Below are 12,748 nucleotides of genomic sequence, written 5' to 3'. Positions count from 1 at the left end.
TCAAGCTGGTTTACTTGCTATACGTCGTGTCCTCCGCCCTTGTCGGGGGGGCCGAATTCCGCATCCCCCACCACCCCGGGGGGGGGGGGGGCCCGGTTCGGGGGGCTCGTACCCGTCAGGGAGTGAGCTTCAGGGTGTCGGTGGTGCTCTTGTCGACCGCCGGCCCGGAGAAGTGCCACGACAGCAGATCGCCCTTGGCCCACAGGTCCGTCTGGTCGGTGTAGTGGGCGTTGTAGGCGTGCCCGGAGGCCCCGGAGAGGTTGATCCACTTGGACTTGTCGAAGTCGGCCAGGTTGACCACCATCCGCATGGAGGGCACCCAGACGACGCCGTAGCCGCCCGCCGCGTTCCACCCGGTGGCGTTCACGGTCGCCTCGCCGCCGTCGAGCTGCCAGGGCCCGCGGTTGAGCATGTACTGCAGTATCCCGGGGCCGTCGGTGCCGAGCGTCTGGTTCTTCAGGAACAGGCGGTGCAGCCGGCCCCAGCTCCAGGTGTCGACGTCCTTGCCGAGCTTGGCGGTCAGCTCCCAGCGTGCGTCCGCCATGGCCCGCGCGAAGAGCTGGTCGCGCGTGGTGGTGGCCGCCTCGGTGCGCGTGGCCGGCGTGTGCCACCAGTCGTTCTGCTGGTCGTCGAGGATGCTGCGCACGACCTCGAACCAGCGGTCGCCGCCGTCCGGCTGCGCCTGGTCCGGCTCGCGCTCACCGCACTCACGCACCTTCTTCTGCTCGTCCGCGGGCCCGGTGCTGTCGGCCGGCTCCACCCACAGGCACTGCCCCTTGACCCGCAGCTCCTTGGGCATCTTGTTGCCGAAGGCCAGCTTGAGGACGTTGCGCCAGACCGCGTTGAAGTACGCGGCGGCCGCCGAGTCGGCGTCCTGGGTGTAGTCCCAGCCCTCCAGCAGCTTCTGCGTCTGGCGGACGTTCTTGTCGGCGATGTCGATCTTGAGCAGCTTGGGCACCAGCAGCTTGGCGATCTCGCTGCTGTCGTCGAGCTGCATCTGCCGCATGTCGTCCGTGGAGATCTTGCCGCCGGTCTTGATCTTCGACTCGATCAGGTCGGCGATCCGCTGGCTGCGCGCGCCGTAACCCCAGTCCGTGGTGAGCGTGTAGGGGTACTTGCTCTTGTCGATCACGGCCTGGTTGGCGGTGACGATGTAGCCGCGGCTCGGGTCGAGCGCGTAGGGCAGCGCGTCCTGGGGGATGTAGCGGCCCGTCCAGCTGTAGCGGGAGTCCCAGCCGGGCGCCGGGAGCGAGCCGTCGCCCTTGGCCCGCACCGGGATCTTTCCGGGCAGCTGGTAGCCGATGTGGCCCTTGGTGTCGGCGTAGACGAGGTTCTGCGAGGGCACGTCGAACGAGCGGGACGCGGCCCGGAACTCGTCCCAGTTCGCCGCCTTGTCGAGCGCGAAGACGGCGTCCATGGTGGTGCCGGGGTCCAGGGCGGTCCACCGCAGGGAGATGCCGTAGCCGTCCCCGCGATCCGGGGCCCCGGTCTCGACGGTGGCCTTCCTGCCGACGGTGACGAGTTCGTCGTCCCGGTCGGACAGCAGCGGGCCGTTGTCCGTGGCGCGCACGACGATCTTCTTGGAGCTTCCGCCGGCGACCTTGATCGTCTCGGTGCGGGTGGTGAACGGCCGCACCTTGCCGTCGGAGAGGTAGCCGTTGCCGGACATCTTCTCCAGGTAGAGGTCGGTGACGTCGACCCCGGAGTTCGTCATGCCCCAGGCGATGTTCTGGTTGTGGCCGATGACCACACCGGGCATGCCCGCGAAGGTGTACCCCGTGACGTCGTACGAGCACGCGCTGGACACGGTGGTGCAGTGCAGGCCCATCTGGTACCAGACCGACGGCAGCGAGGCCGACAGGTGCGGGTCGTTGGCCAGCAGCGGCTTGCCGGTGATCGTGTACTTCCCGGAGACGACCCAGGCGTTCGAGCCGATGCCGTTGCCGTTCACGCCCACGGCCGTCGGAACGTCGTCCAGGACCTTGGTCAGGCCCGAGAGCTGGCTCTGCAGGGCGGCGGACCGCGCGGAGGACGAGCCCGACGCCGAGGCGCCGGTGCCGGTGGCCGTTCCGGAGCCCGTACCGGTGCCGGTGCCCGTGCCGGTCCCCGTGCCCGTGCCCGACTGCGTGCCCGCCGTCGAGGAGCCGCCGAACGTCTTCGTGAGGGCGTCGTACTCACCCTCGCCGTTCTGGACGATCGGCTTGTTGCGTCCGTAGGGGTAGTCCGGATACAGGTCGGAGATCTGCTTCGGGCCGAACCGGCTGGTCATCAGCGCGCGGTCGACCTCGTCCTTCATGTTGCCGCGCAGGTCCCAGGCCATCGCCTTGAGCCAGGAGACCGAGTCGACGGGGGTCCACTGCTCGGGGTGGTAGTCGTTGGTGAACCCCAGGGCGGCGTACTCCAGGGAGATGTCCTTGCCGTCCTTGCCCTTGAGGTAGGCGTTGACTCCCTTGGCGTACGCCTGGAGGTACTTCTTGGTCGAGGCCGACAGCTTCGTGTCGTACTCCTGGCGCGCCACCCGGTCCCAGCCGAGCGTCCGCAGGAACTCGTCGTTCTTGACCTGGCCCTTGCCGAACATCTCGGACAGGCGACCCGACGTCATGTGGCGGCGGACGTCCATCTCGTAGAACCGGTCCTGCGCCTGGACGAATCCCTGCGCCATGAAGAGGTCCTGGTCGGAGGAGGCGTAGATCTGGGGGATCCCGTTGCCGTCGCGCTTGACCTCGACGGGGCCCGACAGGCCCTGGAGGGTGAGCGACCCCTTGGTCTGCGGGTAGGAGGCGCGCACGGTGCTGACGGACCAGTAGCCGCCATAACCGAAGCCCCCCACGAGGCCCAGAACCAGGACGATCAGAAGCAGACGGGCTCTGCGCCCCTTCTTCCTGCCGGACTTGCCGGGCTTCTGGCCGGAAGAGGCGGTGGTGTTGGGGGGCATCGCTGTCCTTGCTGTCCTAACACGAGCGGCAGGGCGGGCTGTGCTTTCTACTGAGCGCTGGAGCAACCATAGGCGCAGGGCCCGGTCCGCCCTACCGCGGAGTCGGGAACGAGCCGGACCACCGTTCGATCATGGACCCCGAAGCGTCAAGAAAGCGTCAAGAGTTAGGTAGGCTAATGAAGTATCGGGGCCGACGCCACGGGCCCCGGCCCCCTGGAGAGAAGGGACCCAGCCGCTGACTGTCCACCACCTCGACCAGCTCCTGCTCGCGTGCTCGCTCGTCCTGCTCATCGCGGTGGCGGCCGTCCGGATCTCCTCGCGCAGCGGTCTCCCCAGCCTGCTCGTCTACCTCGGCATCGGCATCGCCATGGGTCAGGACGGGTTCGCCCACATCCACTTCAGCAACGCCGAACTGACCCAGGTCATCGGATACGCGGCCCTGGTCGTGATCCTGGCCGAGGGCGGACTCGGCACCAAGTGGAAGGACATCCGGCCCTCCCTGCCCGCGGCCACCTCGCTCGCCCTCGTCGGCGTCGCGGTGAGCGTCGGCGTCACGGCGGCCGGCGCCCACTACCTGTGCGGTCTGGGCTGGCGGCACGCGCTCATCATCGGCGCGGTGGTCTCCTCCACCGACGCGGCCGCCGTCTTCTCGGTCCTGCGCCGCATCCCCCTGCCCGCGCGCGTGACGGGCATCCTGGAGGCCGAGTCCGGCTTCAACGACGCCCCGGTGCTCATCCTCGTCGTCGCCTTCTCCACGGCGGGCCCCGTGGAGCACTGGTCCACGCTGCTGCTGGAGATCTTCGCGGAGCTGGCCGTCGGCGCCGCCATCGGCCTCGCGGTGGGCTGGCTGGGCGCCTGGGGGCTGCGGCACGTGGCCCTGCCCGCGTCCGGCCTCTACCCGATCGCCGTCATGGCCATCGCGGTCTCGGCCTACGCGGCGGGCGCGCTGGCCCACGGCAGCGGGTTCCTGGCCGTGTACCTGGCGTCGATGATCCTCGGGAACGCGAAGCTGCCGCACTGGCCCGCCACCCGCGGCTTCGCCGAGGGGCTCGGCTGGATCGCGCAGATCGGCATGTTCGTGCTCCTCGGCCTGCTGGTGACCCCGCACGAACTGGGCGACGACGTCCTGCCCGCCCTGCTGATCGGGCTGGTCCTGACCATGGTCGCCCGGCCGCTGAGCGTGGTGGTGAGCCTGACCCCGTTCCGGATGCCGTGGCCGGAGCAGACGCTGCTGTCCTGGGCCGGGCTGCGGGGCGCGGTGCCCATCATCCTCGCGACCATCCCCATGGTGAACGGGGTGGACGCCACCCACCGCATCTTCAACATCGTCTTCGTGCTCGTGGTCGTGTACACCCTGGTCCAGGGCCCGACACTGCCCTGGCTGGCCCGCACCCTGCGCCTGGGCGAGGGGTCGGGGGCCGCCGACCTGGGCATCGAGTCGGCGCCCCTGGAGCGGCTGCGCGGACACCTGCTGTCCGTCGCGATCCCCGAGGGCTCACGGATGCACGGCGTCGAGGTGGGCGAGCTGCGGCTGCCGGCCGGCTCGGCGGTCACCCTCGTCGTACGCGAGGGCGAGTCGTTCGTTCCGCTGCCCGCGACCGTGCTGCGGCGCGGCGACGAACTGCTCGTGGTCGCCACCGACCAGGTCCGCGACGCGGCGGAGCGGCGGCTGCGGGCCGTCGGCCAGGGCGGCAAGCTCGCGGGCTGGCTCGGGCTGACGGGGAACGGGACCGGGAATGCCAGGTGAACACCCCGCCCGTGCCGCTTTTCACAGGCACCGCACGCCTTTGGCTCTGTACAATCACAGGGCACCCTGATCGAACCAACTCTGCCTGACGCAGAGCTGGCGCGACCGTATGGCGGCCGGGACGCTCGTGGAGCAGACGACGGCATCTACCGCAGTCCGCGCAAGAGGACAGCTCTCGGCGCCCCCGCACGGGCGCGCTACCAGGCGGCAGAAAGGCACGGGCCGTGGCATCCACGGTCACCTCGAAGTCGTCCCGTCCGGGCTATGGGCAGCTGCTGCGCACCCGCGGCGCCTGGACGTTCCTGCTTCCCGGATTCGCGGCGCGTCAGCCGTTCGCGATGCTCACCCTGTCGCTGGTGCTGCTGGTGCAGCACACGACCGGCTCGTACGGCGCCGCCGGTGCCGTCGCCGCGGTCACCGGCGTCTCCATGGCGCTGTTCGCGCCCTACAGCGGTCGGCTCGCCGACCGTCACGGCCAGCGGGCGGTGCTGCTTCCGGGCGTCCTGGTGCACGCCCTCGCGGGCTCGGTCCTGACGGCGCTCGCCCTCGCCCACGCACCCCTGTGGGTCCTGTTCGTGGCCTCCGTGCCGACGGGCGCCTCCGTGCCGCAGGTCGGCCCCATGGTGCGCGCCCGCTGGGGCGTGAAGCTCCAGGACTCGCCCCTGATGGCGACGGCCACGGCCTTCGAGTCCGTCACCGACGAGCTGACCTTCGTGCTCGGCCCGCTGCTGGCGACGGCCCTGTGCACCACCGTGGACCCGGCCGCGGGCCTGCTCACCGAGGCCGGTCTGACGCTGGTCGGCGGTGTGCTGTTCGCGGCGCAGAAGAGCACGCAGCCGTCCGTCGCCGCCGTGGCCCGGACACACGAGCGGCACGACTCCGCGCTGAGCATCCCCGGGGTGCGGGTGCTGATCGTGACCTTCCTCGGCATCGGCAGCGTCTTCGGAGGCATGCAGGTCGGGTTGGCCGCGTTCACCGAGTCGATCGGCGAACCGGGACTCAACGGCGTCCTGTACGGAGTCTTCGCCGCCGGCAACATGCTCTCCGGCGTGGTCTGCGGCGCCGTCGTCTGGAAGGCCGCCCCCCAGCGCCGTCTCGTCGTCGGCTACGCCGCTCTCGCCCTGGTCGCCTCCGGTCTGTGGACCGCGCACTCCGTGATCCTCCTGGCGGGCCTCGGCCTCCTGGTGGGCATGTGCATCGCACCCTCCCTGATCACGGGCTACACACTGGTCGAGTCGCTGGTGCCGGCCGCCGCGCGCACCGAGGCGTTCACCTGGATGACCGGCGCGGTCGCGCTCGGCCAGGCGGCCGCCGTGACGGCCGCCGGACAGCTGGAGGACCGGCTGTGGGACGGCGCCGGATTCCTGGTGCCGATGGCCGGAACGGTCCTGGCCCTGGCGACCCTGGTGACCCTGCGGTCGCGGCTGGCCCAGCCGCACGCCGCCAGGGTGGTCGCCGGTGGCGCGGGCCGGCGGGAGCGGGTCGCGCTCGGCGAGAGGTGACGTGCATTACTCCGCTCTTTGGCCGCACGGGTTAAGATGGACGATCGTTAGCACTCATCGAGTGAGAGTGCCAGGAGGAAGACAAGTGCCGACCTACCAGTACCAGTGCACCGAGTGCGGCGAGGGCCTTGAGGCGGTGCAGAAGTTCACCGACGACGCCCTGACCGAGTGCCCCAACTGCCAGGGACGCCTGAAGAAGGTGTTCTCCGCGGTCGGCATCGTCTTCAAGGGATCCGGCTTCTACCGCAACGACAGCCGCGGCTCCTCCTCGAGCAGCAGCCCGGCGTCCGCCAAGTCGTCCGGCTCCTCGTCGGGCACGTCGTCCTCGTCGTCGGACTCCGGTTCGTCGTCGTCCTCGACGTCGTCCTCCTCGTCTTCTTCTTCGTCCTCGTCCTCGAGCACCAGCTCCGCCGCCTGAGTCCGAGCTCCGGCCGGGGCCCGCGAGGCACGCCCCGCACCCGGCCCGGCCCCGCCGTCGCACGACGGCGGGGCTTTCGGGGTTTCCGGGGCCCGCTAGGGTGCTCGCCATGCAGAACGCAGAGATAGGCGTCATCGGCGGCTCAGGGTTCTACTCCTTCCTCGACGACGTCACCGAAGTCCAGGTCGACACCCCCTACGGAGCGCCGAGCGACTCCCTCTTCCTGGGGGAGATCGCCGGACGCCGGGTGGCCTTTCTCCCCCGCCACGGCCGCGACCACCATCTGGCACCGCACCGCATCAACTACCGGGCCAACCTGTGGGCGCTGCGCTCCGTCGGCGTGCGGCAGGTCCTCGGACCGTGCGCGGTGGGCGGGCTGCGCGCCGAGTACGGGCCAGGCACGCTGCTGGTCCCCGACCAGTTCGTGGACCGCACGAAGTCCCGGGCGCAGACGTACTTCGACGGGCTGCCGCTGCCCGACGGCACCACGCCGAACGTGGTGCACGTGTCCCTGGCCGACCCCTACTGCCCCGCCGGCCGCGAGGCCGCGCTGCGGGCGGCGCGCGGACGGGACTGGGAGCCTGTGGACGGCGGCACCCTGGTCGTGGTCGAGGGCCCGCGCTTCTCCACCCGCGCCGAGTCCCTGTGGCACCAGGCGCAGGGCTGGTCCGTGGTGGGGATGACGGGGCATCCCGAGGCCGCGCTCGCCCGTGAACTGGAGCTCTGCTACACGTCGTTGACCCTGGTCACGGACCTGGACGCGGGGGCCGAGAGCGGGGAGGGCGTCTCGCACGACGAGGTGCTGAAGGTGTTCGCGGCGAACGTGGACCGGCTGCGCGGCGTGCTGTTCGACGCGGTGGCCGCACTGCCGCGGACGGAGGCGCGGGACTGTGCGTGCCGTGGCGCGCTGGGCGGGATGGATCCGGGTTTCACCCTGCCGTGATCAGGCCGGCGAGCCCGGTGAGGGCCCGGGGAGGGTCTCGTTCGGGTGAGCGGGTTGTCCACAATCGGGCGGTGGTGCACGGGCGCCGACGGGCCGCGCGCCGAAGCCTCATCGTGGGTCACGTCCCGATCGCACGACGCGGATGGTGATCACGATGGCCCGCTTCTCCCCTCCCTCCCCTTCCCTCTTCCTCCACCCGGGTCGGCCGGAGTCCGGCCGATGGCCGGAGGCGGTCGAGCCGGGCGTCCCGGTCCGCGCCGACACGCCCCCGACGTGCCCGGTGCCGCACTTCGCCCCGCTGCGGGTGCGCGGCGCGGAGAGCGGGCTGCGGCGTCTGGCCCGGCACCGGAGGCGGGCCGTGGCGGCGGGCCTGGCGGTCACGGCCGCCGCGCTCGTGGCCGCGGGCCCGGACAGATCCGAGGGGGCGCGGGGGCATCCGGCGGCGATCGCGCGTCCGACTCCGGCGAAGGGCGGTCGGCCGCCGGCGCACCGGGCGGTGGAGATGGTCACGGCCGCGGTGCGCATCGCCGACGCGGCCACGGTGCGGCTGCTGCGACCGGGTACCCGGGTGGACGTGATCGCCGCCGACGCCGAGGGCGGGGCGAGGGTCGTGGCGGCCGGGGCCGTCGTGCGGCGCGTGCCGGACGAGGGTCCCACGGAGAGCGGCGCGCTGGTGGTGCTGTCCGTGCCGCGCGCCACGGCCGCACGCCTGGCCGGGGCGGGCGCGACCGCGCGCCTGGCGGTGACGCTGTGCTGATGTTCCATGGCATGGGCTGGACAACCGCGGGCACCTCTGACGTAGGTTGCGGAGCTGTTCGTTCCACATTGTGCGTGGCAAAGGAGGGGCTCACCGGTGAGCGAGAAGAAGGCGCCGAGCGTCTGGCAGGGCTTCAAGGCCTTCCTGATGCGGGGAAACGTGGTCGACCTGGCGGTGGCGGTGGTCATCGGTGCCGCCTTCACCGGAATCGTCAACTCGGTGGTGAAGGGCGTCATCAGCCCCGTGGTGGGCGCCCTCGGCACCAAGAGCCTGGACAACTACAGCTCCTGCATCAAGGACCCGTGCACGGGCACCGGCGACACCGCGGAAGGTGTGCGCATCATGTGGGGCTCGGTCCTCGGCTCGGCGCTCAACTTCGTCATCACCGCGGCCGTCGTCTACTTCCTCATGGTGCTGCCCATGGCCAAGTACCTGGCCCGCCTGGAGGCCCGCCGCAAGGCCAAGGAGGGCACGCAGGAGATCATCGAGGTGACGGAGCTGGAGGTGCTCAAGGAGATCCGCGACACCCTGCTCGCACAGCAGGGCCAGAGCCAGAGGCCTGGGCAGGACCGCGGGGACACCTGGCCCCCAAACCAGCGCTGAGGGCTGTTCCCCAGCTCACAGGTGGTGGGGCGGCTTCTCGTCGAGGAAGCGCGCGAGGTCGGCGGCGCTGCCGCCGCTCGGCGTGGGCCGCTCGCCCCAGCCCCGGTCCGTGTCGTCCGAGGACTGCCGGTCCAGCGGGTCGTCGAAGACGAGGGCGTCCTTGGGGTCCGGCTTCGGGTCTCGCGGCTGGTCGGCGGAGGCGGTGCTCATACCCACCAGCGTACGTCCAGGGCGTCCGCTGCCGGGGGGCGGCGGCGGATGATGGACCCATGACAGTTGACGCGCTGACAGATGTCACGGGCCTGCGGGTGGGGCACGCCACACGGTCCGGGGACGGCTGGCTGACCGGCACCACGGTCGTCCTCGCCCCCGAGGGCGGCGCGGTCGCGGCGGTGGACGTACGCGGCGGCGGCCCCGGCACGAAGGAGACCGACGCGCTCGACCCGCGCAACCTGGTGCAGCGCGTGGAGGCGGTCGTCCTGACCGGGGGCAGCGCCTACGGACTCGACTCGGCGTCGGGCGTGATGGCCTGGCTGGAGGAGCACGGGCGCGGGGTGCGCGTCGGTCCCGGCCCGACGCACGTGGTGCCGGTCGTGCCCGCCGCCTGCGTCTTCGACCTCGGCCGCGGCGGCGACTTCTCGGCCCGGCCGGACGCGGCTCTCGGCTGGGAGGCGGTCCGGGCGGCCGCGGCGAGCCCGCCCGGCGCGCCGGTGGCGCAGGGCTGTGTGGGCGCGGGCACGGGCGCGGTGGCCGGACCTCTCAAGGGGGGCGTGGGCACGGCGAGCACCGTGCTCGCCTCCGGGATCACGGTGGGCGCCCTGGTGGTGTGCAACGCGGCGGGCTCGGCGGTCGACCCCGAAACAGGCGCGTTGTACGGGGAGTTGTTCCAGGGCCGGGTCGACCTCCCGGCACGGGAGGTGCACCGGGCCGCGCAGCGCGAGGTCGCCGGCCTCGCGGCGGACGCGCAGGCCCGTCGCCCGCCGCTGAACACCACGCTGGCGGTCGTGGCGACCGACGCCGACCTCACCAAGGCCCAGGCGCAGAAGCTCGCGGGAGTGTCGCACGACGGCATGGCACGCGCCCTGCGCCCGGTGCACCTCCTCCACGACGGGGACACGGTCTTCGCCCTGTCGACGGCCACCCGCCCGCTCCCCCAGACCGACCCCCTGGCCCTCAACGAGATCCTCACGGCAGCCGCGGACCTGGTGTCCCGAGCCATCACCCGAGCCGTACGCGCCGCCACCCCGACGGCCACCCCGTCCGGCACCTGGCCGTCCTACGAGAGCCTGTACGGCTCCCCCGGGGCGCACGCGCCCCGCTGAGGGGTCCGTGCCGGGGCCCCGCGGCCCCAGCGGATGAACGACGGGCCCGGTGAACCGCGATGCCGGGCCGCACCCGAGCGGGCTGATCCGGGGCAGGCGCATCCAGGGCGCGCCCGGAGGCATATGACAGGTGATCGGGCCGCGCGGGAACACCCCGCGCGGGCCGTTCGTTTTCCGGCCGTACGTTTTCTCGGTTCCCGGAGACGATGTCCGAGCGAGGAGCTACGGTATGCACCCACCAGGTGACATGCAGCAAGGCCGGGAGAACCCTTGAGCGTTCCCTACGAGACGGCGGCATACGAGGCCGCCGAGTCGCCCGAGTCTCCGCAGGAGCACCTCGCGCGGCTCCTGGGCCGCGCGCTGAATTCCTTCGAGCTGCCCGACGAGACGATAGAGCGGCTCGAGTACGCGCTGGCGCACGACAGTTCGCTGCACTCCGCGCAGCACAGCGCCGGGCTGCACCGCCAGACCTACCGGCACACCTGGCTGCTGGTGGACGGCTCGGCGGTGACCCTGTGGGAGCTGGCCCACAACACGGGCCTGCGCGGCGACGCGGAGCACGAGGTGTACGCGGACGAGGAGGAGCTGCGTGTCGCCACGAGCCGGCTCGCCCTGCCGCAGGACGCACCGGAGTTCGACCTCCAGGCGCCGGTGGAGCTCTCGCCCGTGCCCGAACCCCGCCATGTGTACGTCGTCGACGAGTCGGCGGACCACGCGCGCCGGCTGCTGCGCCGGGCGGAGAACGCGGACCGCCCGGACGCGGCCCTCACGACGTTACTGCTCGACTCGGCGCTCGCGCACGAGATCACCCAGGCGTTCGGGCGCCCGCGCCGGGCCGGGCAGGCGGGGCTGTGCTTCTCGCTCTACGAGCACGCCTTCCTGCTGCACGACGGCCGGGAGCTGTCCCTGTGGGAGGTGGAGCACACGGCGACACCGGACGGCCGTCACATGTGCGAGGTGTATGTGTCCGAGGACGCCGCGCGGGCCGCGATGGAGCGACGGGCGGCGCGGCTCGGCTGACATCCCGGCGTCCCGGGGGCGCCGCCCTGGCAGGATGACGGCATGGAACGTGTGCTGGGAATCGGTGGATACTTCCTGCGCGCCGCGGACCCCGGGGCCCTGAGCGCGTGGTACCGCGACTGCCTGGGTCTGGATGCGGACGAGCACGGCCTGTGGCGTCAGGAGACCGGGCCGACGGTGTTCGCGGCGTTCGAGTCCGGGACCGACTACTTCGGCTCCCGCACCCAGCAGACCATGCTCAACTTCCGGGTCCGCGACCTCGACGCCATGCTCGCGCAGTTGCGGGCCAAGGGAGCGGACGTGGCGGAGGAGACACAGGACATGGACGGGGTCGGACGCTTCGGCTGGGTCACCGACCCCGAGGGCAACCGCGTCGAGCTGTGGCAGCCGGCCTGACGCCCGCGCCCGCCGGCCTCAGCGCCTGAGGTCGGCGGCGAGTGCCGCGTAGACGTACTCGCTGCCCCAGCGCTCCCCGTCCAGGTCGTTCTCCACGAGATGGGCCTCGCGCCTCATGCCCAGGCGCTCGCAGACCCGGACCGACGCGGTGTTCTGCACGTCGAGACGCGCGTACACGCGGTGGACGCCCAGGGTGTCGAAGGCGAGCGCGGCCAGCGCGTGCGCGGCCTCGCTCGCGTAGCCGCGGCCCTGGAAGCGGGGGTTGAGCAGCCAGCCGATCTCCGCCTGACGCGCACGTGCGTCGGCCAGGGTGAGACGCACCTCGCCGACCACGGCCGGCTCCCCGGCGCCCGGCTCCCCATGCCCGCACACGGCCAGGGTCAGCGTGTCCCCGTCCTTCGCCCAGGCGGTGGCCTTCGCGATCTCGGCGATGACCTCCTCGCACCGTTCACGGGTGCGGGGCGGACGGTAGAGGTAGCGGGCCACCTCCTCCAGCCGCTGGTAGTCGTACGCGTCATCGGCGTCGCCCGGCGAGAAGAGCCGCAGGCGCAGGCGTTCGGTGGTCAGGGGCAGTACAGCGGAGAGATCCATGCCGCAGCGTAAGCCGCGCGGGCCGGTGCGGGCATCCGCATTACGCGGGTTGCGCGGGCGGGAGCGGCTGGGGCGCCCGGCCCGGTCGCGGGACGGCCCTCAGGAGGTGCGGCCCTCGTCGAACTGCCGCATCAGGCCCGCGAAGGCTGCGTGTTCGGCCGGGGTGAGTTCGACGGACTCCAGGGCCGGGCCCGTGCGCCGCTGCCGGGGAAAGGCCTGGATGCGGGCATACCGGCGCCGCGCCGCCAGCTCCATGCGGCGGCGCCCCACGACACGGCCCACGCAGATGATCCAGAGGGCCGTCGCCAGGGCGAGAACGGGCACACCCAGCAGCTGGAAAGTCGACATATGCACCGGCATGCATTCCAGTAGACACCACGTTCCGGGCTTATGACCCCGGACCGTGACGCATATCGCAGATGCGACGAGCCACGCCAAGAGGGCCTGGCGAAAGGGCCGGAGAAACCGAAGGGGGCCTGGCGGGAGACCGTCCGGCCATCCCGGCGGTTCCTCT

The 12,748-nt window shown here is 71.9% G+C and carries 13 protein-coding genes; 9 read left to right on the top strand and 4 right to left on the bottom strand.

Annotated features, from left to right (window positions below; translation table 11 throughout):
* Positions 1-115: 115 nt before the first annotated feature.
* A complete protein-coding gene (locus AB0C59_RS33075) occupies positions 116-2,935 on the bottom strand; it encodes a penicillin acylase family protein (RefSeq protein WP_363011239.1) in 2,820 nt (939 codons plus the stop codon).
* A 235-nt stretch (positions 2,936-3,170) separates the two neighbouring features.
* On the opposite strand from AB0C59_RS33075, the gene AB0C59_RS33070 reads away from it, so the two are divergent.
* The 6 genes from AB0C59_RS33070 (at position 3,171) to mscL (ending at position 8,905) form a co-directional block, all read left to right on the top strand.
* Entirely contained in the window at positions 3,171-4,682 is a 1,512-nt protein-coding gene (locus AB0C59_RS33070) for a potassium/proton antiporter (protein ID WP_363011245.1), read from the top strand.
* A 224-nt stretch (positions 4,683-4,906) separates the two neighbouring features.
* Positions 4,907-6,184, top strand: a complete 1,278-nt coding sequence (locus tag AB0C59_RS33065) for an MFS transporter (RefSeq protein WP_363011237.1) — start codon at positions 4,907-4,909, stop codon at positions 6,182-6,184.
* A gap of 85 nt (positions 6,185-6,269) precedes the next feature.
* Entirely contained in the window at positions 6,270-6,602 is a 333-nt protein-coding gene (locus tag AB0C59_RS33060; RefSeq protein WP_363011235.1) for an FmdB family zinc ribbon protein, read from the top strand.
* Between the two features lie 109 nt (positions 6,603-6,711).
* Positions 6,712-7,545: an S-methyl-5'-thioadenosine phosphorylase gene (locus AB0C59_RS33055; protein WP_363011233.1), complete on the top strand. Its 834-nt coding sequence runs from the start codon at positions 6,712-6,714 to the stop codon at positions 7,543-7,545.
* A gap of 154 nt (positions 7,546-7,699) precedes the next feature.
* On the top strand, positions 7,700-8,302 hold the full coding sequence (locus AB0C59_RS33050; protein ID WP_363011231.1) for a hypothetical protein: 603 nt from the start codon (positions 7,700-7,702) through the stop codon (positions 8,300-8,302).
* Positions 8,303-8,398: 96 nt separating this feature from the next.
* A complete protein-coding gene (mscL, locus tag AB0C59_RS33045) occupies positions 8,399-8,905 on the top strand; it encodes a large conductance mechanosensitive channel protein MscL (protein WP_363011229.1) in 507 nt (168 codons plus the stop codon).
* A 15-nt stretch (positions 8,906-8,920) separates the two neighbouring features.
* Here the strand turns inward: mscL and AB0C59_RS33040 are convergent, their stop codons facing one another.
* The gene (locus AB0C59_RS33040) at positions 8,921-9,115 is read right to left on the bottom strand and encodes a hypothetical protein (RefSeq protein ID WP_363011227.1); all 195 of its coding nucleotides are present in this window, start codon (positions 9,113-9,115) and stop codon (positions 8,921-8,923) included.
* Positions 9,116-9,174: 59 nt separating this feature from the next.
* Between AB0C59_RS33040 and AB0C59_RS33035 the strand changes: the two genes are divergently transcribed.
* The 3 genes from AB0C59_RS33035 (at position 9,175) to AB0C59_RS33025 (ending at position 11,643) form a co-directional block, all read left to right on the top strand.
* The gene (locus tag AB0C59_RS33035) at positions 9,175-10,227 is read left to right on the top strand and encodes a P1 family peptidase (protein WP_363011225.1); all 1,053 of its coding nucleotides are present in this window, start codon (positions 9,175-9,177) and stop codon (positions 10,225-10,227) included.
* Positions 10,228-10,497: 270 nt separating this feature from the next.
* The gene (locus AB0C59_RS33030; RefSeq protein ID WP_363011223.1) at positions 10,498-11,247 is read left to right on the top strand and encodes a DUF6227 family protein; all 750 of its coding nucleotides are present in this window, start codon (positions 10,498-10,500) and stop codon (positions 11,245-11,247) included.
* A gap of 42 nt (positions 11,248-11,289) precedes the next feature.
* Complete coding sequence (locus AB0C59_RS33025) at positions 11,290-11,643, top strand: VOC family protein (protein WP_363011221.1); 354 nt, start codon at positions 11,290-11,292, stop codon at positions 11,641-11,643.
* Between the two features lie 18 nt (positions 11,644-11,661).
* Here the strand turns inward: AB0C59_RS33025 and AB0C59_RS33020 are convergent, their stop codons facing one another.
* Complete coding sequence (locus AB0C59_RS33020; protein WP_363011219.1) at positions 11,662-12,234, bottom strand: GNAT family protein; 573 nt, start codon at positions 12,232-12,234, stop codon at positions 11,662-11,664.
* 99 nt (positions 12,235-12,333) lie between these two features.
* Complete coding sequence (locus tag AB0C59_RS33015; protein ID WP_363011217.1) at positions 12,334-12,594, bottom strand: hypothetical protein; 261 nt, start codon at positions 12,592-12,594, stop codon at positions 12,334-12,336.
* Between the last annotated feature and the right edge of the window lie 154 nt (positions 12,595-12,748).

Origin of the sequence: Streptomyces sp. NPDC048664 (assembly GCF_040650555.1) — a bacterium.
Lineage (GTDB): Bacteria > Actinomycetota > Actinomycetes > Streptomycetales > Streptomycetaceae > Streptomyces.
The sequence above is the reverse complement of the archived record's forward strand: the minus strand, read 5'-3'. Positions and strand labels throughout refer to the sequence as shown.